The following is a 22,744-nucleotide window of genomic DNA, read 5'->3' as shown; positions in this document are numbered from 1 at the left end:
GCACGGACGATCGGCTTTTTGCGATTACAGACCATGTTCGACACGATTCGCTCCCTCTTCAGCTCGAAATCCGAGCCGCGCCTTCCTTCCGTTCCGGAGGGGATGCGTTACTATGTGATGGGCGATATTCACGGGCGGCTCGACCTGTATGAGGCGATGATCTCCGCTATCGAGGCGGATGACGCTGCAAGCGGCCCCGCCGACACGCAGGTTATCCTGCTGGGAGATCTCGTGGATCGCGGGCCGGACAGCGCCGGCGTGATAGCGCGCACACGCGCCTGGCAAAAACAGCGAGATCGTTCGCGTGCTCGCCGGCAATCACGAAGAGATGTTTCTGCAGGCCTTCGAAAAGCCCGACATCCTGCGCCATTTCATGAAGCATGGCGGGCGCGAGACCATCATGAGCTATGGCCTTACCCGAAAACAATTCAACGCGATGACGCTGGACGAACTGTTCGATCAGCTCCCGCGTCTCGTCCCGCAATCCGACCGCGAATATATCGAGGATTTCGAGGAGATGATCGTCGCGGGCGATTACCTTTTCGTCCATGCTGGCATCGACCCTTCGGTACCCATCGATGCGCAAAAACGAAGCGACATGCTGTGGATTCGCGACCGCTTCCTCGACCACACGGGACCGCTCGAAAAAGTCGTGGTCCATGGTCATACGATCTTCGAAGACGTGATGGATTGCGGCAACCGCATCGGCATCGACACCGGCGCCTTCCGGTCCGGGGTGCTGACCACGCTGGTGCTCGAGGGCAGTCAGAAGCGCCGGTTGCAAACCAGCCATGAGGACGAGGCCATCGAGGTCGTGAGCCAGCAGGCCGCTGCCTGACCCGCCGCTTCCTTGATCTGCGCGCTAGACACCTGCGTGCAGGTCAATAGTGTAACCTTGCAAAAGCGCCGCGCGAACTTCCTTGCGAGAGGCGCTTTGGGAGGGACAATCAGTGACCGCTATCCTCGATGGGCTGACCAGCCTGTTCATCTTTGTCATCGGGCTGATCGTCCTCGCGCTGATCGCGCTGTTCTTTATCGACCGGTATCAGACGAACGACACGGTGCGGCGCAATTACCCGGTGATCGGGCGGATGCGGTATATCCTGTCCGATCTGGGCGAATTTTTCCGCCAGTATTTCTTTGCGATGGACCGCGAGGAAATGCCCTTCAACCGGGCGCAACGCGATTGGGTCGACGAAGCATCCAAGGCGAAATCCACCAATGTCGCATTCGGCTCGACCCGCAATCTTGAGCCGGTCGGCACGCCGATCTTCGTGAATTGCCCGTGGCCGACCCTCGAACGCGATGCGGTGAAGGCGCCGGCCATGCTGATCGGAGAAGGCGCAGCGCGGCTCCCCTACCTCGCGCCTTCGCTCTTCAACATATCGGGCATGAGCTACGGCGCGCTGTCGACCCCAGCGGTCCGGGCGCTCTCCAACGGCGCGGCCAAGGCCGGGTGCTGGATGAATACGGGTGAAGGCGGCCTGTCGCCGTACCATCTTGAAGGGGGCTGCGACATCGTGTTCCAGATCGGAACCGCCAAATACGGCGTGCGCGACGAAGACGGCAACCTATCCAACGCCAAGCTGCGCGAAGTCGCCGCGCATGAGCAGGTGCGCATGTTTGAGCTCAAGCTGTCGCAAGGCGCCAAGCCCGGCAAGGGCGGCATCCTTCCCGCTGCAAAGGTGAACAAGGAAATCGCGGAAATTCGCGGCATCCCGGCGGGCGAGGCATCAATTTCTCCCAACCGCCATCCCGACATAGGCAATATCGACGAACTGCTCGGCATGATCGCGCATATCCGCGAGGTCACAGGCAAGCCGGTCGGGTTTAAAACCGTGATCGGCGCCTATGGCTGGCTTGAAGAACTCTTTGAAGAGGTAAACCGGCGAGGCATCGAAAGCGCGCCGGACTTCATCACCGTAGATGGCGGCGACGGCGGAACCGGAGCGGCGCCGCTCCCGCTGATCGACAATGTCGGGCTGACCCTGCACGAGGCGCTGCCGATGCTGGTCGACATCAGGGATCGGGCCGGTCTGAAGGACCGCATCCGCATTGTCGCCAGCGGCAAGCTTGTGAACCCTACCGATGTCGCATGGGCGCTGTGTGCGGGCGCGGACTTCACGATTTCAGCGCGCGGTTTCATGTTTGCGCTTGGCTGCATCCAGGCGATGAAGTGCAACAAGAACACCTGCCCGACCGGCATCACCACGCACGACCCAAGCCTCCAGCGCGGGCTCGACCCGGCCAGCAAAGCTGTGCGGGTTGCCAACTTTGTCGAGCAGATGCGCAAGGAAGTCGGCGTGATAGCGCATAGCGTCGGCGTGACCAATCCGCGCCGGATGAAGCGCTATCACGTGCGGCTGGTCTGCTCCGATGGCCGCTCGCGCCCGCTTGACGAGCTGTATCCGGCGGTTGGCGTCCAGCCCGGATAGTCGCGTCAGACGCCGATCCAGTGGCGGCGGTTTTCGGCCCGCGAAAGTCCAGCGATCGCAGAGAGCACCACCACGACACCAGCGCCGATGCAGGCCCAGGCGATCACGTCCGCTTCCTGCCCGCCGCGAAAATATATCGCTGTGAGCGCCCAGCAGAAGACGATGGCGTACCAAGGATTGCCGCGGCTGCGCACGGTCGCAAGCGCTGCGATCACTCCTCCAATCGCGACCATGATCGCTGTGACCAGCGGATAGGCGCGCTCCTCGCCAACCCCCGAATAGACGAGCGTGGCGGACACGTTGACGATGCTGGCGGTACGTCAGCCACGCCGCGAGCGCGCTGAACACCAGCGCGACCAGCCACCGCTCGCCGGTCGTAAATGCGGTGTGCTGGACCAATGCTCGCAGGACGATCAGCAGGCCTATCAGCGAGGTGAAGATGATGATCGCCGAAATTACCGTGAGGTTGGCGAACTGGGTGTAGACCGCCCACACGCCCTGCGCCGCCAGCGCGGCAGCGGCGGGCCAACCAATCCGGTCGAGCAAGGCGTTGTCACGCTGCGCCGGAAGCGCCTGCCACACCGCGAAGATCGCCGATCCGAGGAACAGCGGACCCCAAATCGAGAACGCCCAGCCCGACGGCGTGATGAGCGTGCGGACGCTGTCGGAGCGCTCCCCGATCTGCTCTCCAAACCCGAGCGCGGGCAGGAACGTCGCGCCGATCTGGACGACGACGGCAAGGATGATGGCGATACGCTGCGCAGCGCTGCGCGGATGGGAAGCTGAGATTATCATCACGTGCTAACGGCCATCCGATCGGGGCGTTCCGCAGCTTTCGACCTCAAGGAGCGAAGCGCTAGGGCGCAAACAATGCATCAGGGGGCCTCATAAGCCGGGTTCTGTCTCCGCACGCGGTATCCCGCAAGGGACCTGCCACGCGGCGGCAGCCATTCATCTAGGCCGCCCATTGCTGAGCGGCTCAAGCAGCCAACCCGGATCTCTCGGAGCGAAACACTCCTGCTCTGCCCGAAGGCGGGCGCGAGACCCCTATTTGGCCTTGCTCCAGGTGGGGTTTGCCATGCGGACGCTGTTACCAGTGCCCCGGTGCGCTTTTACCGCACCCTTTCACCCTTGCCTGTGCGCTTTAGGCGCCATCGGCGGTATACTCTCTGTGGCACTTTCCCTGATCCTGAACCACGTTCAGGACCGGCGGGCGTTACCCGCCACCTCTGTTTCGTGGAGCCCGGACTTTCCTCGCGATCCGAAGATCCCGCGGCTGCCTCGGCCCCCTGACGCGCTGCGCTCTATACCAGCGCGAAGCTGTAGGGAAGCTTAGCGTGCCGCCCCGCGGTCGCGGTCGAGCAGCAATTGCCAGAGGATCGCGCCCAGCTGGGCATCGAATTCGCCAGAGATCTTCTCCGGCCGCCAGCGCCGTTCGAACGCCTCGATCGCCTTGCGGCCCTCTGTGATGTCATAGCCAAAACGCTCGAGCCCGAGGATGAAGGAACCCATGTTCGGAAACGGATCGCCCTTTTCCAGCTGTGTGGGCCGAGGCAGGCACAGGCCGTATTCCGCGAGCCGGTCCCACGGAAACAGCTCGCCCGGATCGACCTTGCGCATGGGCGCGACGTCGGAGTGACCCACGACATTGGCGCGCGGAATATCGTGATCCTTCACGATCCGCGCGATCAGCGGGACCAGCGCATCGAACTGCTTTTCCGAAAACTCGCGGTAACCGCCGCTGTGGCCGGGATGATCGAGCTCGATCCCGATACTCGCCGAATTCACGTCCTTGTTGCCGCGCCAGAACGAGAGCCCTGCATGCCAGGCGCGCTTTTCTTCCGGAACGAGCTGCGTAACCACACCTGCCTCGCTGATGAGGTAATGCGCCGATACCTTGGCTTCGGGATTGGTCAGCTTGCCGAGCGCCCGCTCGACCGGCTGCATTTCGGTGTAGTGCAGCACGAGCATGGTTATGGGCTGGTTGCGCTCGTCGAAATTCGGCGAGTGCATCACCGCATGGACAAGTTCGCTTTTTTCCATAGGCCTATCCGATCATCCCCTCAGGCTCTGGAATCACCGCGCCCAGTACCAGCGCATCGTTCGAGAGCGCATATTGCAGTCCGCCGCCCAGTTCTTCCGCCAAAGTTGCGATCATGTGGGCAGCAGCGGTGCGGCTCGTCACCTCGACCGGCGAAATCTCGCCTTGCAGCGCGTGGCCGATCACCTCGTCGAATGCGATTTTCTTGCCGGTGGCGCGGGCGACGATCTCGACATTGCCGTCGCGCTTTTCCGCGCCGATATCGAGCGAACCCCCGCGCACGAGTGCCTCCAGCGCAATTTGCGAGAGGTTGAGCAGCACCTTCACCGCCGGTTTCGGCAAGGTTGGCTCGCTCACCGCCCAATGCAGCTCCACCCGCTTGTTCCCGGCAGCCAGCGCCGCAATCACGTCCTGCGCCTCTTCCACCGGTACGTTGTCGCCAAAGCCGCCGAGCCGCGCCGAAAGCAAGACGGAAGAACTTGAGCTTGTCGGTGCTGATCCTGGCGCTTTGTTCGAGCAATTCGACGCAGCGCTTGCGCATTTCCGGGTCTTGCTCATCGGCGAGCAGTTCGAGCCCGTTCGACAGCGCGCCGACGGGTGAGAGCATATCGTGGCACAGGCGCGAGCACAGCAGCGCGGCAAGGTCGGTTTGCGAGGTCATGATGTTGGGATTGTCCGGCTTTGAATGAGACACATGAGACACTGTCTAAGCGGAAAAAACTCCTCCTTCCACCAGCCTTCGCCAAATCCGCACAAAAAGCGGTGGAAGCGAGGCAGAAGCGGGATCATCACCCGGCGATCTAACGGCTCACAACCGCGTAGGAAAGCTCTTCGAAACACGCCGCATCGTCCCGCCAAAATTTGAGAACGCCGCTGGCGGCAATGGCCCACACTTTGCCATCATGCGCGGCCATCGCGCGGTCGGTTAGCGAAGGTGCCGCATCTCCCGAGGGGTGCGAGTGGAAATAGCCGATCACCTCGGCACCCCCGCAACGCCCGGCCCGGTGCGCATCGATCAGCGCCTGCGGATCGATCTCGAAGCGTGTCTCGGGATCGGGATGGACGTTCGCGGCTTCGACAAGGCCGGCGATGCGATTGCCCTCGCCCGTCAAAATTCCGCGCGCCTCGCGCGGATGCGCGGCGCTGGCAGCGGCCCGCATTGCCTCGATCACCTCTCTTGTCACCTCGATGTGCATCGCGCATGGCCCTAGCATGTCCGCGCCCAAAATCATCACCGGCACAATTCCCGCTCCCTCGCGCCTCGACAAGGCTCTCGCGGACGCGACCGAATTGTCGCGCGCCCGGGTGCAGGCGCTGATTGCGGAGGGGCAGGTCAAGATCGATGGCAAACCCGCCGCATCGCCAAGCGCAAAAATCGGCGAGGGTGCTCAGTATCGCATCACCGTGCCGCCCGCCGCAGAAGCCGAGGCACAGCCGCAGGACATCCCGCTCGATATAGCATTCGAGGATGAGCACCTGATCGTCGTCAACAAGCCTGCGGGCATGGTCGTGCACCCGGCAGCGGGCAATCCCGATGGCACTCTGGTGAATGCGCTGCTGCACCATTGCCGCGGACAATTGTCCGGGATTGGCGGGGTCGCCCGGCCCGGCATCGTCCACCGCATCGACAAGGACACCTCCGGGCTGCTCGTGGTCGCCAAATCCGACGCGGCACACGAAGGGCTTGCCGCGCAATTTGCCGATCATTCGATCCACCGGCGATATCTGGCGGTGTGCGGCGGCCACCCCAGACCTGAGACCGGGACAATCGACGAGAGAATTGGCCGGTCGGACGCCAATCGCAAGAAAATGGCTGTGCTCGAAAAGAATTCCTCACGCGGCAAGCGCGCGGTTACGCATTATACAGTTCTGGAGCGGATGGATGACAGCTCTCTGATCGAATGCAGGCTGGAAACCGTACCGCACGCACCAGGTCCGTGTTCACTGTGCATCAATCGGCCATGCGCTATTAGGAGATCCAATCTACGGAAAAACCCCGAAATCGCTCAAACCGCTGCTTTTGCAGCTGAAATTCGAGCGTCAGGCGCTGCATGCCGCCGAATTGGGATTTCTGCATCCAATATCGCGCGAAACCGTATCTTTTCACGCGGCCACACAACTGGATATGCAGGAACTAATCGACGAACTTGCACGTTCTAATCGATGAAAAGCGCACACTTTTCCGTGCGAATCGTCTATATGTAACTTTGTGGCCCGAAATGCCGGATGCCCATCAGGGGTCCGGCGCACGAGGTCGACAATAGGAAGGTTAGGGAAGAAGTGAGTAAAGCAAGAACGACAGTCCCGGCGCTCAGCGGTGAGCAAGGCCTCAACCGCTACCTGTCGGAAATCAAGAAATACCCGGTGCTTACGGCTGAGAATGAATACATGCTCGCCAAGCGCTATGCCGAACACGAAGACCCCGATGCCGCCGCGCAGCTGGTCTCGAGCCACCTGAGGCTCGTCGCCAAGATCGCGATGGGATATCGCGGCTATGGTCTGCCCGTGTCCGACCTCATTTCCGAAGGGAATGTCGGCCTGATGCAGGGCGTCAAGAAGTTCGAGCCAGATCGCGGTTTCCGCCTCGCGACCTACGCGATGTGGTGGATCAAGGCGAGCATCCAGGAATATATCCTGCGTTCGTGGAGCCTCGTGAAAATGGGCACCACCGCCGCGCAGAAGAAGCTGTTCTTCAACCTGCGCCGGATGAAGAAGCAGCTCGAAGCCTACGAAGACACCGACCTGTCGCCCGATGACGTGACGAAGATCGCCACCGATCTCGGCGCGCCGGAGCAGGAAGTCGTCAACATGAACCGCCGGATGATGATGGGCGGCGACGGCTCGCTCAACACGCCGATGCGCAATGGCGAGGACGGCTCGGGCGAATGGCAGGACTGGCTTACCGACGATCGTCCCTTGCAGGACGAAACCGTTGCCGACGCCGAAGAAGCCGAAGTGCGCCACGAAATGCTGGTCGAGGCAATGGACAGCCTGAACGACCGCGAAAAGCACATCTTGGCCGAACGCCGCCTGACGGAAAAACCGCAGACGCTGGAAGAGCTTTCCAAGGTCTACGACGTCTCACGCGAACGCATCCGCCAGATCGAAGTGCGCGCGTTTGAAAAGCTGCAAAAAGCAATGCAGCGCATCGCAGGCGACCGTCTGCTGCCGGGCATGGCGTAATCAACAACCATCAATCGGTCGCGCCGCGTATCAATTCCTCTCGCAGGATGTGCGCGGCGCGGCCGACTGCATTCACCTCGCCTGCTTCGAGACTGTGTGTGTCCCGCGCCGTGGCCTCAACCGATTCGATCGTTGCGAGCGCACGGGTCATGGCTTCGCGCTGAAGCCGGGTCTGATAGGCGCTCTGCTCGGCTCGCGATTGCGCATCAGCCGCAATGTGGTTTGCCGCCTGGACGTTCGACTGCTGCACTTCAACACCTAGTAGCACGCCAGCCGCGGTCGTCGCCAAAGTGCTGACAGCGTTGAATATTACGAGCGCCTGCGTCCACTGGGTTGCATCAGTACCAGAACCGTAGATCCGGTTCATCAAATACGCAGCAACAGCAAAAAACAGTGCAAGGATGAGTGCTGCCACCCAAATCCTGTAGGTTGGGTTGATCGTAATTGGGTCGCTCATGATTAGTCTCCCGGATATCGTCCGGAAATTTTATCATGCAGCCATATTTTTAGCCAAATACTGTAACCAGCAACGAACGCAGCTAACTTTTATTTGCGAAGGATCTCGATCAAGAGAATTATTAATCCGCAGGCGCCAAATCCATCACCGCTGCAAGCATGGCGCGCGTGCCCATTGTTACGCTTTGTCTCGGCGCGATCTTGAACAGCGGGCTGTGGTGGGAGGGCACGGCCGGGCCGCCATTGGCTGCGGCATCGAACGCTTCTTGCGGGGTTCCTCCGACCCTGAGGTAATAGCCGGGAACGCCCAGCTCCTCCGAGACGAAATAGGCAAAGTCTTCCGCGCCCATGCCGCGCTGTTCGAAGGGAATGACGGCGTCCTCTCCCAGCTCACGCTTCATGACCGCATTGAGCCTGCGGGCGAGCTGGGGATCGTTGTTCGTGACCGGAGTGCCTTCGCTCACCGTCACCTTCACCGGAAGGTCATCGGGGAGGCCGTGCGCTGTGCCGATGCCGACCGCGATCCGCTCTATCGCGGCAAGCAGCTGCGCCCGCGTTTCCTCGTCATTGGCGCGCACCGTCAATTGCAGATCGGCGCGGTCGGAGATGATGTTGTGCTTCGTGCCCGCATGGAACGCGCCGACGGTGATGACGGCGGGCTTCAGCGGCACGACCTCGCGGCTGACGATCGATTGCAGCGCAGTGACGATCTGTGAGGCGATGTAGACCGGATCGCGGCCCGCATGCGGGCTCGCCCCGTGGGCGCCGATCCCCGGCACCATGATATCGACGCTGTCGGCGCTCGAATACTGGATGCTCTCCGACGCCGTGACCTTGCCGGCGGGATATTGCGAGCCAATGTGAAACGCGAGCGCATAGTCGGGCTTGCCAAAGCGCTCATACAGCCCATCCGCCAGCATGGCCTTGGCCCCGCCAACGCGTTCTTCAGCGGGCTGCACGACGAACATTACCGTGCCGCTCCATTGGTCCTTCATCGCCGCCAGACGCCGCGCGGTACCGATCATCGAGGTGATGTGCACGTCGTGGCCGCAAGCGTGCATCACCGGATATTTCTCGCCGTCCTGCCCGATCTGCGTGGCGGTAGAGGCGTATTCGAGCCCGGATTTCTCCTCCACCGGCAACCCGTCCATGTCGGCGCGCAGCATGACCAGCGGCCCCTCGCCATTACGCATCATGCCGACCACACCCGTGCCGCCGACATTCTCGGTCACGTCCATCCCGACACTGCGAAGCTCCTGCGCCATGCGGGCCGCAGTCCTGTTCTCGAGGAAGGACAGTTCCGGGTTCTGGTGGAAATGGATGAAGAGCGGTTCAAGATAGGCGTCGTAATCCGTCTCGACCGCCTGGGCGATATCGTGCCCGTCGGCATGGGCAGGCGCAGATAGCGCGGCGGCGGCAAGTGCAAAGGCGGCGGCAAAATGTAACGAGCGCATGGTCCAATTCTCCCCGTGGCATCCGGTCATGCCGCTTCAAAGCGCGCGGCGGCGCGCTTCACAAGCCGGATGCGATTGCACCGCGCGGTCGGGGCGGATAGATGCTGCCACATGGCCATCAAAATTGCGCGCATCCTCGCCAAGATCATTCTCGCCCTGTTTGCGCTCAGCCTGCTGCTGGTGATAGCCTTCAAATGGATTCCCGTCCCCGTCACCGCAACGATGCTCATGGACGAAAATGGCATCACCAAGGATTGGGAGAGCCTCGGCAATATCGACCCCAACCTCGTCGCAGCCGTCATCGCATCGGAGGACAGCAAATTCTGCGAGCATTCCGGCTTCGACACCGAGGCGATCGAGCAGGCGATCAGGGAAAATGCGAGGGGCGACCGGATCAGGGGCGCATCCACCATCAGTCAGCAAACCGCCAAGAACGTGTTCCTGTGGCAGGGCGGAGGATATTTCCGAAAGGGTGTTGAGGCGTATTTCACCTTCCTGATCGAGGCTGTGTGGGGCAAGCAGCGCATCATGGAAGTCTACCTCAATGTCGCTGAAACGGGCGTCGGGACGTACGGGGCGGAGGCCGGGGCGCAGCGCTATTTCGGCAAGTCCGCCGCGCGGCTATCCGCCGACGAGGCAAGCCGCATGGCCGTCGCCCTGCCCAGTCCGAAAACCCGCTCGGTCAAGAATCCCGGGGGATGGCTGGCGCGCTATGGCAACACCATCGAGGCGCGCATGAGAGTGGTAAAGGGTGACGCGCTCGATTCGTGCGTTTATGAGTGATTTCAATGGGTGCGGGTCACAATCATAGTCACGGCGGGCATGAAGATGCCGGGCCTAACCACGCAGGCCGCAGCCATGATGGTCACAGTCATGACGGTCACGGTCATGATGGTCACAGCCACGCGCCGAAGGATTTCGGCAAGGCATTTGCGATCGGGATTGTTCTCAACACGCTGTTCGTCGTGGTCGAGGCATCTTTCGGATTTCTCTATAATTCCATGGCGCTGGTTGCGGATGCGGGCCATAACCTGTCCGACGTGCTTGCGCTGCTGCTTGCATGGGGCGCGAGCATAGCGGCGAAAAAGCCGCCATCGGAGCGCTTTACCTACGGCTTCAAGAGCTCGACCATCCTTGCAGCACTGGCCAATGCGCTGCTGCTGGCCATCGCCATCGGTGCGATCCTGTTCGAGACAATCGAGCGCCTGATGGAGCCGCAGGAGCCGCAGGGAATGGTGATGATGATCGTCGCCGGGATCGGCGTTGCGATCAATGCGGGCACCGCGATGCTGTTCATGCGCGGGCAGGAAGATCTCAATATTCGCGGCGCTTACCTCCACATGGCCGCCGATGCGCTGGTTTCGGTCGGCGTTGTTGTCGCAGGCGCTGCCATCCTGTTCAGCGGGCTGTGGTGGATCGATCCGCTGGTCAGCCTCGCAATCGTCGTGATGATTGCATGGGGCACCTGGGGTCTTGCCAAGGACAGCCTGAAGCTTGGCTTGCTTGCAGTTCCTGCAAGGATTGACGTGGGCGACGTGCGCGGCCATCTGGCTGATCTTGAAGGGGTTGAAGCGGTGCATGACCTGCATATCTGGCCAATGTCGACGACGGAAACCGCGCTGACCGCGCACCTGATCATGCCGGGGGCACCGTGCTCCGATGATTTCCTGCATGAGATCGCCCATTCGCTCGAGCACCGGTTCGGGATCGACCACACGACAATCCAGGTGGAGCGCGGGCGCGGTGACGAATGCGAGACCGGCTGCTGATGGCAGGCACACCCACCCCCGCCTCTGCCGAAGCGCGCGAGGCCCTGCGCGCAGCAATGGTTCGCCTCGGCGAAGGGGACAGCGCCGCGCTCGAACAAATTTATAGCGCAACCCGGGTGAAACTGTTCGGCATTTGCCTGCGTATCTTGGGCGATACAAAGGAGGCAGAAGACGCCTTGCAGGACGTCTACGTAAATCTATGGCAGCGGGCCGACCGCTATGACCCCGACCGCGCGAGCCCGATCTCGTGGCTGGCGACGTTTGCGCGCAATCGCGCGATCGACCGGCTGCGCACCGGCAAGGTGCGCGGCGGCGCCGTGCCTGTCGACGAGGCGGCTCCGCTTCCCGACGCGGCTCCGCTCGCCGATCAGATCATGATCGATGGCGAGCGCGCGGCACGGGTCCACACCTGCCTCGAGACTCTGGAAGACCCGGCGCGCTCCAATATCCGCGCTGCATTTTTTGATGGAAAGACTTACGCGCAGCTCGCCGAGACGGCGGATGTGCCGCTTGGAACAATGAAAAGCTGGATCCGCCGCGGCATCATGAAGCTACGCACCTGCCTGGAGGCGGGCGAATGACTTCGGACGCTGAATTGACTGAAGACGGCGGGCGCGACGACGCAATGATCGCCGCCGAATATGCGCTTGGCCTGCTGGAAGGCGAAGAATTGCTGATGGCGCGCGGACGGCTGGCGAGCGATAGCGCATTCGCAGCCGAAGTCGCGCAGTGGGAAGAGCGCCTGTCGCCGCTGCTCGACGAGGTGGCACCGATGGTGCCGAGCGCCGAATTGTGGGCGCAGATCGAAGCCCGAGTGGACGCGCAGCGGGCCGCCCAGGCACAGGCAGAGCTTTCAGGCGGAGGCGGCGCGGCGGCCAATGTCGTAATGCTTCAGCACCGCGTGCGACGCTGGCAATGGACCGCGGGATTGACCTCGGCCGCTGCCGCAGCGCTCGCCGCGTTCATTGCTTTCACCGGCAATCAGACGCCGGTGATCGTGCCGGTCGAACAACCGCCCGAGCAGATAGCCGCCGCCGACCCGCTGGTCGCGCAAGTGCCGATCGGCGACACCGGCCTCCGACTCGACGTGACCTACATCCCAGAAAGCGAAAAGATGCTGGTCGGAGCCATCGGCCTCACCGCCGACGGTGTGCACGATCACGAGCTATGGCTAGTGCCCGAAGACGGCAGCGACCTGCAATCGCTCGGCGTGGTCGTTCCGGGCGAAATGCGGTCCATGGAGCTGCCCGCCGACATCGCCCGCAACCTGGGCGACGGGGTGCAGTTGCTGCTGACGCGCGAGCCTCTCGGCGGCAAGCCCGAGGGCGTCGACGCAGGTCCGGTCGTGGCCGAAGGCGCGTTCTCGCAGGTCTGAGCTTCCGATTTGACCGGACGCTTCGAGCGGGCGCGCCATCCACTCAATTCATCCAGATTTTTCAGATATTTGTTTTTTTTCGCATCCGCCCGAGACGGGCCTGCGTAGCTCCACATGCAAGATCCGGGAGGGGCTTGCAGACAAAGGAGATACCAATGCCTGTAACCCCCAAGACGCTCAAATCCGCAGCCTTTGCTGCCATAGCCGCCGCCACTGGTGTGGCCGCAATTTCAACCGTGCCGGTCGCCGCACATGACCATGCCAAGAAGAGCACTCCGAACATCGTCGAGACCGCTCAGAGCACGGGCGTCCATACGACGCTGGTGACCGCGGTCCAGGCCGCCGGCCTGGTGGACACGCTCGCAAGTCCCGGTCCTTTCACCGTTTTTGCTCCAACCGACACCGCATTTGCGAAGCTGCCGGACGGCACGGTCGCCACGCTCGTGAAGCCTGAGAACAAGGGCGCGCTGACATCCGTGCTGACCTACCACGCAGTCGCCGGCAATGTGACCAGCGCGGACCTGATCGAGTTGATCAACAAGCATGGCGGCACCGCCACGATCGACACCGTTTCGGGCGGAAAGCTTACGGCGCGCCTTGCCGGTGACACCATCGTGATCACCGATGCCAAGGGCCGCGCGACCGCCGTGACACAGGCCGATGTGCAGACTTCCAATGGCGTGATCCACGTGACCGATGGAGTGTTCCTCCCGGCCTGATCGATCTCGCATTCCCCGCTTCGCGTCGCTCCATCATCCCAACCCCTCCCATCCGGGGCGGCGCATTACCTGACCCCGTCCGGCCACTTTCCTCCAGGCCGGGCGGGGTTTTGGTCTTCGCACTCAAGCAGCGGAGCGTCAGCGCGGTGAATTAAGCAAGCGCGAAGTCCGCGGCCGCCCCTGCGTGAAGCTGCGTCGTGTCGAATAGCGGCAGCGCGCTGTGGCTCTGGTCGATCAGCAGCATGATCTCGGTGCAGGCCAAAGCGGCGCCCCGAGCGCCGCTTTCTTTCAGGCCATCGATCATTTCGATACAGGCCTGCCGCGAGCTTTCGCGCACCTCGCCCGCGCATAATTCCTCGAAGTTGATGCGGTGAAGCTCTTCGCGCTGTTTTTGGTCGGGCAAGGCGACGCCCACACCGTGCTCGGCGAGGCGATCCGCATAAAACGGCTCTTCCATGGTGAAGCGCGTGGCGAGCAGCCCGACCAGCGAATGGCCCGCCTGCTTGACAGCTTTGGCAAGCGGGTCGGCAATGTGGAGGAGTGGACAGGAAATCGCCGCTTCAACCTGCGGTGCGACCTTGTGCATCGTGTTGGTCGCGATAAGAATGATGTCGGCACCTGCGCGCTCAAGCCCGGCTGCCGCCTCTCCCAGCATGTCGCCCATCCGGTTCCACTCGCCCTCCCGCTGGAGCGCCGCAATGGGTTCGAAATCGAAGCTGTGCATGAGGATCGGCGCCGAGGCGATGCCGCCTTTGCGCCTGCGCACTTCGCGGTTGATGATGGCGTAATATTGCGCCGAGCTTTCCCAGCTCATCCCGCCAAGGATGCCGATTGTTTTCACAGGCTGTCCCCCGGGAGCCATCGCCGCATTCGTGTCTTTAGCAGGCTGACGAGCGCCGGATCCATGAAGTCGTAGTCATCGGGGATATCGAGAACAATCAGCCGCTTACCATTCAGAGCGCTTCTGTGCTTCTCGCGAATTTTCCGCCGGTGCACGCGCTCCATCACGAAGATCGCATCGGCCCAGGCGATCAGTTCGTCGGTAAGCGGCTCTTCCGCATCGCGAGCGATGCCCGCCGATATCGCCGTGATGCCGGGTGCGTCAGCAAAGATATGCTCTGCGGTGGGACTGCGCAGCTTGTTCCGGCTACAGACGAACAGAATGTGCCTGTTCGAAGATCGCTGGATCAGGCTGCTTCTTCCTTCTTGCCCTCATCGTCGTTGGCGACAACGCGGATCGGGTCTTTCTTGCCCGCCACGACTTCGTCGTCGATTACGATTTCGGACACATCGTCCATGTCGGGCAGATCGAACATCGTGTCGAGCAGGATGCCCTCGACGATGGACCGCAGGCCGCGCGCACCGGTTTTGCGCAGGATCGCGCGTTCGGCGATGGCTTTCAGCGCCTCGTCGGTAAAGGTCAGCTCGACATCTTCCAGCTCGAACAGCTTGCGGTACTGCTTCACCAGCGCGTTCTTCGGCTCTTGCAGGATCGTGACGAGTGCATCGACATCGAGGTCGTGCAGGGTCGCGATTACCGGCAGGCGGTCGACGAATTCAGGGATGAGGCCAAACTTGAGCAGGTCTTCCGGCTCGCTCTTTTCAAGCAGCTCGCCGACCTTGCGCTTGTCCGGATCGGCGACATGCGCGCCGAACCCGATCGAGCGCTTCTGCAAACGGTCGGCGATGATCTTGTCCAGACCCGCGAACGCGCCGCCGCAGATGAACAGGATGTTGGTCGTGTCGACCTGCAGGAATTCCTGCTGCGGATGCTTGCGTCCGCCCTGCGGCGGGACGGAGGCGGTGGTGCCTTCCATCAGCTTGAGCAGGGCCTGCTGCGCGCCTTCACCCGACACGTCGCGCGTGATCGAGGGGTTTTCGGCCTTGCGGGTAATCTTGTCGATCTCGTCGATATAGACGATACCGTGCTGCGCTTTTTCGACGTTGTAGTCGGAGCTTTGAAGCAGCTTCAGGATGATGTTTTCCACGTCCTCGCCCACGTAACCCGCTTCGGTCAGAGTGGTCGCATCGGCCATCGTGAAGGGCACATCGAAGGTGCGCGCCAGCGTCTGGGCGAGCAGTGTCTTGCCCGTGCCGGTCGGGCCGACCAGCAGGATGTTCGACTTTGCCAGCTCGACATCGCCGCCAGCCTTGCCCGAATGTTTCAGGCGCTTGTAGTGGTTGTGCACCGCGACCGCCAGGTTGCGCTTCGCGCTGTTCTGGCCGATCACGTAATCGTTGAGCGTCTCGAAAATCTCGCGCGGTGAAGGAACCTCGCCCTCTTTCTTGCCCGCGATCCCGGCTTTGGTTTCTTCGCGGATGATGTCGTTGCACAGCTCGACGCATTCATCGCAGATGAAAACGGTGGGTCCGGCAATGAGCTTGCGCACCTCGTGCTGCGACTTCCCGCAGAAGCTGCAATAGAGGGTACTTTTGCTGTCAGATCCGCTCAATTTCGTCATCCTGTTATCCTCGAATCCCTTGCACGCAGGGGGCAACGCGCCCGGAAGGGATTCGCCAACTGTATAGCCGACTCCATATGAATCAACTCATGGAGACGTATTTTCGGTCCGCGCAGAGGGCGAAAAACCGCCCTCTGCGCATGAAAGCTCGCTTTCGAAAGGCTGCTGTCCCGCTCTGGGGCGGGTTTTGCAGACGTCATGACGCCGTTATTCGGGCGCGCCGCCTGAACCTTCCTTGTCATCGCTTTCTTCGTTTTCGGGGCGTGTCTCGAACACCTTGTCGACCAGGCCGAATTCCTTGGCCTCTTCGGCTTCGAGGAAAGTGTCGCGGTCCATCGCCTTTTCGATCTCTTCGAGCGGACGGCCGGTATATTTCACATACAGATCGTTCATGCGCGATTTGATCCGCAGGATCTCGCGCGCCTGGATCTCGATATCGGAGGCCATGCCGCGGGCGCCGCCCGAAGGCTGGTGCACCATGATGCGGGCATTGGGTAGCGCGACGCGCATACCCGGCTCGCCAGCGGCCAGCAGGAAGCTGCCCATCGATGCGGCCTGCCCCATGCACACGGTCGACACGCGCGGCTTGATATATTGCATCGTGTCGTGAATCGCCATGCCGGCAGTCACCACGCCGCCGGGCGAGTTGATGTACATGCTGATCGGCTTGGAAGGGTTTTCGCTTTCGAGGAACAACAGCTGCGCAGTGATCAGAGATGCCATCCCGTCTTCGACCTGGCCGGTGATGAAGACGATGCGTTCGCGCAGCAGGCGGCTGAAGATGTCGAAGCTGCGCTCACCGCGGCTGGTTTGCTCGACCACGACCGGCACGAGCGCGCCGGTCAGGGGGTCTGTGGTGAACTGGCCCTGTGAGCCGTGAGTTTCGCCGGTCTCGCCGAACAGATCGATCATGTGGGGTGGTTTCCTCTTGAGTGTCGGAAAAGCAATGTCGGGGCAGGGTGTACGGGATTCAAGGGCTTTAACCAATTGCCCCCAATCATTCGGCGATCAGCTGGCAATCAACTGGGGGAAAGTCGTCCGGCAGAGCCTGTCGCCCCGGCCTGTACCGGCTTCGTCTGCTGCGCCTTGTCCTCGCCTCCGCGAATGCGAAAAGCTTCGATCAGGCCCGGCTGGCGGCGCACCGCCGCGATATCGGTCTTACCGTTGAACAGAAGGCGGATGATCGCGACGCGTCGCACCAGCAATTCATGGATCGCGATGACCGTGCCGGCAGACGCGATGGTGAGGACGGTGAATTCGGCCGCCATCGGCCAGTCCACGTCGACAAGAAGCTGCCCGTAAATATACACGAAGGCGTGGTGGAAGAGATACATCGAGAGCGCGCAATCGGCGAGCCACTGGGTGCGCGGCCCACCTGCGCTGAAATAGCGGTGGAAGAATTGCAGGATGAACAGCACCAACGTCCAGATTGCCAGCTGGTTGAGGAACAGCATCGCAAGGCCGGTCGCAAAACCTTGCTCAGGGCTTGGATATGGCTGGAGGATCAGGGCCGCCGCCGCTGCAAACGGCATCCACCAGCGCCATTCGAACAGGGCGGCGAGCAGACGCGGCGACAGCGCCGCCATCACGCCGATGACAAAGAACGGAAATTCGGACGTGAGCTTGTACCAGCTCTGGAAGCCGGGGAAGATCAGCTCGTACCCGCCCGGCACGAGCGCCGCCGCCGAATAATTCGCAGTGTTGGCAAGGGCGAAAACGATCAGCGCAAATGCGAAAGCGAGGCTGCCCGAAATCCAGCCGCCCAAGCTGTCCGAAAACTCGGCTGCGAGCGCGCGCAGGCGCGAATTCTTCGGCAAAGCCGTTTGCACCAGCGCTGCCAGCAGGAACATCGGCAGCAGGCTCACCAGGAACCACAGGTGCAATTGCCACGTCCCGTCCGCCCAGACTTGCACGAAAGCGGGACTCGCGATCCAGTCGATCAGCGAGCCCCGCCCCCTGCGTCCCCCCAACGCAGGAAATGCTCGATCATGTTGAACGTCAACGCGATCGCGATCAGCGGCACGGCGGTGCGCAGGAAGCGGTTCCAGATGAAGTCGCCCGCGCTGCGCCGCGTCAGCAGCAGCACCGCGAAGAACCCGCCAACAAAAAAGAATGTCGGGGTCACGAACAGGTGGAAGCCAAAGATCAGCCAGTCGAAGAAATCCGCGCGCGCGGCGTTGCTGGTGATCCACGGGCGAGCAGGTGCGTAAACGGTGCCTGCATGCAGCGCGACAGACAGGAACATCAGCACCGACCGCGCACCATCGATATCGTGATAGTGCTTGCGAGGAGCGGGCTTTGAGGCTGTGCTGGCGGTGTGCATGGTTTCCTGACGGTGGTTCGAGGCATCCGTTTCGCGCGCGCCTCGTCCAAGCTCAATGGCAGGAAAGTGTGCGTCCAGTATTGAGACGCAGCCTTTGCAAAACCTTACCCACAATGCCGCCCCGCGCCTGACGAAGCCCCTTGCGAAGCCACAAGAATCGCGCAATCACTCGCACATGACAGCCAAGCTTCTGACGTCGACCGCCCTCGCAATCTCGCTTTTTACGGCTGGCGCTGCCGCCGCCCAAGATACGGAGGATGGTGAGCCGCGCGCAGCGCCCGATGCAAATTCCTTTGCCGAGGCCTATGCGGTCGACGAGTACATCCTGCGCATCCAGGCGCTCGACGATGCGGGGCCGCAGCTCAACGCGGTGATAGATTACAACCCTGCCGCCCCGCTCGAGGCGCAAAAGCTTGTCATGACCGGTATCCTGCGCGGGCGCAGCGTGCTTGTGAAAGACAATATCGAGACCAAGGATTTCGCGACCACCGCGGGCAGCCTTGCTCTCCAGAACAACCGCACCGGGCGCGATGCACCGCTGATCGCCAAGCTGCGCAGCGCGGGCGGCGTGGTGCTGGGCAAGACCAATCTTTCCGAATGGGCCAACATTCGCTCGAACGATTCCACCAGCGGATGGAGCGCGATCGGGGGCTCACGCGCAACCCCTATGCTACCGACCGCAATTCGTGCGGTTCATCCTCCGGAAGCGGCGCGGCGGTCGCGGCGGGCTTTGCCTGGGGCGCAATCGGGACAGAAACCAACGGCTCGATCACCTGCCCGGCCTCGATCAATGGCGTGATCGGGTTCAAGCCGAGCGTGGGCCTTGTCAGCCGCACGCATGTCGTTCCGATTTCGAGCACGCAGGACACTGCCGGGCCAATGACGAGGAGCGTCCATGATGCGGCGCTGCTGCTCTCCGCTATAGCGGGCGAAGACCCTGCCGATAGCGCCACAATCGGCGTGCCGCGCATCGCGGATTATACAGCAGGGCTTGCAGGAGCCTCGCTCAAAGGGGTGCGGATCGGCGTGATGCGCAACCAGATTGGGGACCGCACCGATGTCGAGGCGGTCTTCGGAACCGCGCTTACCGACCTCGAGCGCGAAGGCGCTGTGCTGGTCGATATCGAGTTCGAAATGAACGACGCGATCTGGGAGGACAGCTTTACCGTGCTGCTGTTCGAACTGCGCGAGGAGATGGGCAAATACCTCGCCTCGATCCCCGAGATGGAGGGGCAGGAGACGCCGCGTAGCCTCGCTGACCTCATCGCTTTCAACGAAGCGAATGCGGCCGCCGAAATGCGGTGGTTCGATCAGGGCATTTTCGAGACAGCGGAGCGCACGACCGACCGCGAGGCCTATGAGACTGCGAAGGCCAACGCGCTGCGCATTGCCGGACCAGAGACGCTCGACGCGCTGTTCGCAGAGAACGACGTGCAATTCCTCATTGCCCCGACGCGCGGTCCTGCATGGGTCAGCGATCTGGTGACCGGCGACAATTTCGACGGATCGATCGGGTTCGGCTCGCCTGCCGCCATTGCAGGCTACCCGCACCTCACCGTGCCGATGGGCGCAGTCGAGGGGCTGCCGGTCGGCCTCAGCTTTTTCGGCAAGAAGTGGGAAGACCACGCAGTGCTGAAAGCGGGCGCTGCATATGAAAAGGCGCGGACAGCCACACTGCCCGCGCCTTCATTCGAACCGTGGAAACCGGCGAGCGATTAATCCCGCGCCGGACTTCCGGTTAATCAGTCGGCCTTCTTCGCGGTCGGCTTCTTGGCTGGCGCCTTCTTGGCTGCCGGCTTCTTGGCGGCGGGTTTCTTCGCCGGAGCCTTTTTCGCAGCTGGCTTGGCAGCAGTGGTCTTGGCGGGGGCCTTCTTTGCCGCGGGCTTCTTGGCCGGAGCTTTCTTGGCCGCAGGCTTTTCGTCCGCATCCGCCTTCTTGGCGGGCGCTTTCTTCGCCGCGGGCTTCTTGGCCGGAGCCTTCTTCGCCGCTGCTTTCTTCTTCGGCGCAGCCTTGGCCTTTTCGGCTTCGGCCTCGTCTTCGGCTTCGATCGCTGCCTGCAGCTCTTCCTGCGTCACTTCACGTGTCGTGACGTCGGCCTTGTCGAACAGGAAGTCGACGACCTTGTCTTCGTAAAGCGGGGCGCGCAGCTGGGCGGCGGCCATTGGTTCCTGCTGAACATACTGCATGAAGCGCTCGCGATCTTCTTCGCGGTACTGCTGCGCTGCCTGCTGGATCAGCATCGACATTTCCTGCGCGCTCACTTCGACGCCGTTCGCCTGGCCGATTTCCGACAAAAGCAGGCCGAGACGCACGCGGCGCTCTGCGATCGACTTGTAGTCGTCCTTTTCCGCTTCGATCTGTTTGAGAGCGTCATCCGGATTGTCGTCATTCGCGGCTTCCTGCTGGAGCTGCGCCCAGATCTGCTCGAATTCCGCCTCGACCATTGTTTCCGGCACGTCAAAATCGTGTCCGGCGGCAAGTTGATCGAGCAGCGCGCGCTTCATCTGCGTGCGGGTTAGGCCAGCGGTCTGCTGTTCGAGCTGGCCCTTCATGATCTCTTTCAGCTTGTCGATGCTGTCGAGACCGAGCTGCTTGGCGAATTCGTCGTCGATCTTGGTATCGGTTTCTACCTTCACCGCCTTAACGGTCACGTCGAAGGTCGCTTCCTTGCCGGCGAGATGCTCGGCCTGATAGTCCTCGGGGAAGGTCACGGTGATGGTTTTCTCATCGCCGGTCTTCACGCCGACAAGCTGTTCTTCGAAGCCGGGGATGAAAGTGCCCGAACCGATGACCAGCGCAGCGTCTTCGGCCTTGCCGCCTTCGAATTCTTCATCGCCGAGCTTGCCGACGAAATCGATAATGAGCTGGTGGCCGTCGGCTGCCTTCTTGGTCTTGGCCGCGTCCTTGTAGCTCTTGTTCTGGCCCGCGATGTTCTGGATCGCTTCGTCGATCGCTTCGTCGGATACCGGGACGACCAGCTTTTCAAGCTTCAGGCCATCGGTGCTCGGCGTCTCGATTTCGGGAAGCACTTCGACCTCGACCGTGATTTCGGCGTCCTTGCCTTCTTCATAGCCTTCGCCAAGGTCGATCTTCGGCTGCATCGCCGGACGCAGGTTCTCATCCTTGATGACCTTGTCGACCGATTCGCGAGATCATGTCGTTGAGCGTCTGCGCATGCAGCTGCTCGCCGTGCATTTTCTTCACGAGGTTCGCGGGCACCTTGCCTGGGCGAAAGCCGGGCATTTTGACCTGCGGCGCGATCTTCTTGATCTCGCTTTCGATCTTCGCGCCAATCTCGTCGGCGGTCAGGGTGATCAGATAGGCGCGCTTGAGGCCTTCATTGCTAGTCTGCTTGGTCTGCATGGGGTTTTACTGGAGCCTTCTTGAGCTTGCATTCGATTTGTTAAGAGACCTTCGTTCGCGCTGAGGCTGGGGCGAGGTATTGGTGCGGGCGAAGGGACTCGAACCCCCACATCTTGCGATACCAGAACCTAAATCTGGCGCGTCTACCAATTTCGCCACGCCCGCTTGCCCAGACGAAGCCGCGCGGGAAACCCGAAAGCCCCCGCGCGCATCTGCGCTGGGCCTCTATCCTCGCTTGGGCAAAAGGGCAAGGCTGATGGTGCACGCAAGCGTACGCGGCAGTGGACGCGAGGGCGGAACAACCGCGCCTCCCCCGATGTTGATGTGGTTAGATGAAAGCGAGAATCACATCATGGCCCACGATCCCTACGAAACGCCCCGCACTCCGCCCGCGACCCCGCCGGTGATCGATCCTGCGGTGAAACCGAAGACCGCCGCAGAATTTGCCGCCGATGGCGACAAGCCGGGAGAGGTCCGCGGCGAACGCAGTGATCCCGAGCAGATCGACACCGATCTGTCCGACAAACTCGTCCGCCGCCAGCGCCGCGACGGTGCGGGCGAGCAAGAGCACGATTCGATGACGCCCGAAACCCTGCTACGCCCGGATTGAAAAGGAGACGCGCAATGGCAACGCAGCCCGAACCCAAACCCGATACGGTCGAACCGGCATCCCCGCCCGAGGCTCCGCCCGACAGGATACCCGAGCCCGCACCGCAAACCGCGCCGGACGAGATCACACCGCCTACTCCCGACCAGGACGAGCCCGGCCAGAATCCCGATGAAAGCCCGGTTTTGCCCGATTGAGCTTGCCGCTGCGGCAAGAGGCGATTATCGGCGCGCGTCATGACAGACGAAGCAAAGACAGACACTCCGCCCGATCACCTCTCGGTCAATCCGCGCAACGACGCCTTCGACGCTGAAGTGCTGCAACGCGGTGTCGGCATCCGGTTCAAGGACCGGGTGCGCACCGACATTGAGGAATATTGCATTTCCGAAGGCTGGGTCCGGGTCCAGGCGGGCAAGACCGTAGACCGCAAGGGACAGCCGCTGACGATCAAGCTGACCGGCCCGGTCGAGGCGTGGTACGAAGACCTCGGCGAAAATCCGCCGGTCGCCAAGAAGGACTAAAAGGGGCCCTCGCTTGCCAAGTGGCGGGTAAGGGGC

General features: G+C 61.9%; 22 protein-coding genes, 1 tRNA gene, 1 other RNA gene and 5 pseudogenes. 15 read left to right on the top strand and 14 right to left on the bottom strand.

Translation table 11 applies throughout. The features are described from left to right. Positions 1 to 33: 33 nt before the first annotated feature. The 3 genes and pseudogenes from AC0L39_RS04150 to AC0L39_RS04140 form a co-directional block, all read left to right on the top strand. Positions 34 to 204, top strand: a pseudogene (locus AC0L39_RS04150) (serine/threonine protein phosphatase); the annotation flags it as partial. 100 nt (positions 205 to 304) lie between these two features. After that, the gene (locus AC0L39_RS04145) at positions 305 to 838 is read left to right on the top strand and encodes a metallophosphoesterase family protein (protein WP_473262503.1); all 534 of its coding nucleotides are present in this window, start codon (positions 305 to 307) and stop codon (positions 836 to 838) included. 112 nt (positions 839 to 950) lie between these two features. Continuing rightward, the gene (locus AC0L39_RS04140; protein ID WP_473260958.1) at positions 951 to 2,435 is read left to right on the top strand and encodes an FMN-binding glutamate synthase family protein; all 1,485 of its coding nucleotides are present in this window, start codon (positions 951 to 953) and stop codon (positions 2,433 to 2,435) included. Between the two features lie 5 nt (positions 2,436 to 2,440). Here AC0L39_RS04140 and AC0L39_RS04135 read toward each other — a convergent pair whose 3' ends face one another. After that, positions 2,441 to 2,734 (bottom strand): hypothetical protein, encoded by a 294-nt coding sequence (locus tag AC0L39_RS04135; RefSeq protein ID WP_473260956.1) that lies wholly within the window; start codon positions 2,732 to 2,734, stop codon positions 2,441 to 2,443. On the opposite strand from AC0L39_RS04135, the gene AC0L39_RS04130 reads away from it, so the two are divergent. Beyond that, positions 2,724 to 3,221: a hypothetical protein gene (locus AC0L39_RS04130; protein ID WP_473260954.1), complete on the top strand. Its 498-nt coding sequence runs from the start codon at positions 2,724 to 2,726 to the stop codon at positions 3,219 to 3,221. The genes AC0L39_RS04135 and AC0L39_RS04130 overlap by 11 nt on opposite strands. Positions 3,222 to 3,307: 86 nt before the next feature. Here AC0L39_RS04130 and rnpB read toward each other — a convergent pair. From rnpB to AC0L39_RS04110, 4 genes and pseudogenes are all read right to left on the bottom strand, one after another. Further along, positions 3,308 to 3,727, bottom strand: an RNA gene (rnpB, locus tag AC0L39_RS04125) — RNase P RNA component class A. Positions 3,728 to 3,767: 40 nt separating this feature from the next. Then, positions 3,768 to 4,478 carry an N-acetylmuramoyl-L-alanine amidase gene (locus AC0L39_RS04120; RefSeq protein WP_473260952.1) on the bottom strand — a complete coding sequence of 237 codons (711 nt, stop codon included), beginning with the start codon at positions 4,476 to 4,478 and terminating at the stop codon, positions 3,768 to 3,770. Positions 4,479 to 4,482: 4 nt separating this feature from the next. Then, positions 4,483 to 5,137 (bottom strand): annotated as a pseudogene (locus AC0L39_RS04115) (histidine phosphotransferase family protein). 139 nt (positions 5,138 to 5,276) lie between these two features. Continuing rightward, a complete protein-coding gene (locus AC0L39_RS04110) occupies positions 5,277 to 5,672 on the bottom strand; it encodes a M67 family metallopeptidase (RefSeq protein ID WP_473260950.1) in 396 nt (131 codons plus the stop codon). A gap of 16 nt (positions 5,673 to 5,688) precedes the next feature. Between AC0L39_RS04110 and AC0L39_RS04105 the strand changes: the two are divergent. Continuing rightward, positions 5,689 to 6,643, top strand: a pseudogene (locus tag AC0L39_RS04105) (RluA family pseudouridine synthase). Between the two features lie 173 nt (positions 6,644 to 6,816). Then, a complete protein-coding gene (gene rpoH / locus AC0L39_RS04100; RefSeq protein WP_473262265.1) occupies positions 6,817 to 7,659 on the top strand; it encodes an RNA polymerase sigma factor RpoH in 843 nt (280 codons plus the stop codon). A 10-nt stretch (positions 7,660 to 7,669) separates the two neighbouring features. On the opposite strand, the gene AC0L39_RS04095 is transcribed toward rpoH, so the two are convergent. Both AC0L39_RS04095 and AC0L39_RS04090 read right to left on the bottom strand, forming a co-directional pair. Continuing rightward, positions 7,670 to 8,116, bottom strand: a complete 447-nt coding sequence (locus tag AC0L39_RS04095) for a hypothetical protein (RefSeq protein ID WP_473260948.1) — start codon at positions 8,114 to 8,116, stop codon at positions 7,670 to 7,672. Positions 8,117 to 8,237: 121 nt separating this feature from the next. After that, positions 8,238 to 9,569 (bottom strand): amidohydrolase, encoded by a 1,332-nt coding sequence (locus AC0L39_RS04090; RefSeq protein ID WP_473260947.1) that lies wholly within the window; start codon positions 9,567 to 9,569, stop codon positions 8,238 to 8,240. Between the two features lie 111 nt (positions 9,570 to 9,680). Between AC0L39_RS04090 and mtgA the strand changes: the two genes are divergently transcribed. The 5 genes from mtgA (at position 9,681) to AC0L39_RS04065 (ending at position 13,432) form a co-directional block, all read left to right on the top strand. Then, the gene (mtgA, locus tag AC0L39_RS04085; protein ID WP_473260945.1) at positions 9,681 to 10,352 is read left to right on the top strand and encodes a monofunctional biosynthetic peptidoglycan transglycosylase; all 672 of its coding nucleotides are present in this window, start codon (positions 9,681 to 9,683) and stop codon (positions 10,350 to 10,352) included. Between the two features lie 5 nt (positions 10,353 to 10,357). After that, positions 10,358 to 11,338, top strand: coding sequence for a cation diffusion facilitator family transporter (locus tag AC0L39_RS04080; RefSeq protein WP_473260943.1), 981 nt, complete (start codon positions 10,358 to 10,360; stop codon positions 11,336 to 11,338). After that, positions 11,338 to 11,919 (top strand): sigma-70 family RNA polymerase sigma factor, encoded by a 582-nt coding sequence (locus tag AC0L39_RS04075; protein ID WP_473260942.1) that lies wholly within the window; start codon positions 11,338 to 11,340, stop codon positions 11,917 to 11,919. The genes AC0L39_RS04080 and AC0L39_RS04075 overlap by 1 nt, the downstream gene beginning before the upstream one ends. Next, positions 11,916 to 12,713, top strand: a complete 798-nt coding sequence (locus AC0L39_RS04070) for an anti-sigma factor (RefSeq protein ID WP_473260940.1) — start codon at positions 11,916 to 11,918, stop codon at positions 12,711 to 12,713. Before AC0L39_RS04075 ends, AC0L39_RS04070 begins: the two co-directional genes overlap by 4 nt. A 155-nt stretch (positions 12,714 to 12,868) precedes the next feature. Next, positions 12,869 to 13,432 carry a fasciclin domain-containing protein gene (locus AC0L39_RS04065; RefSeq protein WP_473260938.1) on the top strand — a complete coding sequence of 188 codons (564 nt, stop codon included), beginning with the start codon at positions 12,869 to 12,871 and terminating at the stop codon, positions 13,430 to 13,432. 151 nt (positions 13,433 to 13,583) lie between these two features. On the opposite strand, the gene AC0L39_RS04060 is transcribed toward AC0L39_RS04065, so the two are convergent. From AC0L39_RS04060 to AC0L39_RS04040, 5 genes are all read right to left on the bottom strand, one after another. Continuing rightward, entirely contained in the window at positions 13,584 to 14,273 is a 690-nt protein-coding gene (locus AC0L39_RS04060; RefSeq protein ID WP_473260936.1) for an aspartate/glutamate racemase family protein, read from the bottom strand. Between the two features lie 346 nt (positions 14,274 to 14,619). After that, on the bottom strand, positions 14,620 to 15,894 hold the full coding sequence (gene clpX, locus AC0L39_RS04055) for an ATP-dependent Clp protease ATP-binding subunit ClpX (protein WP_473260934.1): 1,275 nt from the start codon (positions 15,892 to 15,894) through the stop codon (positions 14,620 to 14,622). Between the two features lie 207 nt (positions 15,895 to 16,101). Beyond that, a complete protein-coding gene (locus AC0L39_RS04050; RefSeq protein WP_473260932.1) occupies positions 16,102 to 16,806 on the bottom strand; it encodes an ATP-dependent Clp protease proteolytic subunit in 705 nt (234 codons plus the stop codon). Between the two features lie 107 nt (positions 16,807 to 16,913). Further along, positions 16,914 to 17,807, bottom strand: coding sequence for an acyltransferase family protein (locus AC0L39_RS04045; protein ID WP_473260931.1), 894 nt, complete (start codon positions 17,805 to 17,807; stop codon positions 16,914 to 16,916). A gap of 26 nt (positions 17,808 to 17,833) precedes the next feature. Then, complete coding sequence (locus AC0L39_RS04040; protein ID WP_473260929.1) at positions 17,834 to 18,217, bottom strand: acyltransferase family protein; 384 nt, start codon at positions 18,215 to 18,217, stop codon at positions 17,834 to 17,836. 175 nt (positions 18,218 to 18,392) lie between these two features. Here AC0L39_RS04040 and AC0L39_RS04035 point away from each other — a divergent pair. Next, a pseudogene (locus AC0L39_RS04035) lies at positions 18,393 to 19,936 on the top strand (amidase). 23 nt (positions 19,937 to 19,959) lie between these two features. On the opposite strand, the pseudogene tig reads toward AC0L39_RS04035, so the two are convergent. Together tig and AC0L39_RS04025 are read right to left on the bottom strand one after the other, a co-directional pair. Then, positions 19,960 to 21,580, bottom strand: a pseudogene (gene tig / locus AC0L39_RS04030) (trigger factor). Positions 21,581 to 21,660: 80 nt separating this feature from the next. Continuing rightward, a tRNA-Leu gene (locus AC0L39_RS04025) sits at positions 21,661 to 21,745 on the bottom strand. Between the two features lie 187 nt (positions 21,746 to 21,932). Here AC0L39_RS04025 and AC0L39_RS04020 point away from each other — a divergent pair. From AC0L39_RS04020 to AC0L39_RS04010, 3 genes are read left to right on the top strand one after another with little or no spacing between them, the layout of a single operon-like run. Next, positions 21,933 to 22,190 carry a hypothetical protein gene (locus tag AC0L39_RS04020; protein WP_473260928.1) on the top strand — a complete coding sequence of 86 codons (258 nt, stop codon included), beginning with the start codon at positions 21,933 to 21,935 and terminating at the stop codon, positions 22,188 to 22,190. Between the two features lie 14 nt (positions 22,191 to 22,204). Continuing rightward, a complete protein-coding gene (locus AC0L39_RS04015) occupies positions 22,205 to 22,384 on the top strand; it encodes a hypothetical protein (RefSeq protein WP_473260927.1) in 180 nt (59 codons plus the stop codon). 39 nt (positions 22,385 to 22,423) lie between these two features. Beyond that, positions 22,424 to 22,708 carry a DUF3297 family protein gene (locus AC0L39_RS04010; protein ID WP_473260925.1) on the top strand — a complete coding sequence of 95 codons (285 nt, stop codon included), beginning with the start codon at positions 22,424 to 22,426 and terminating at the stop codon, positions 22,706 to 22,708. The last annotated feature ends 36 nt before the right edge of the window (positions 22,709 to 22,744 follow it).

It is taken from the genome of Erythrobacter sp. K21-9 (assembly GCF_055808355.1).
The sequence above is the reverse complement of the archived record's forward strand: the minus strand, read 5'-3'. Positions and strand labels throughout refer to the sequence as shown.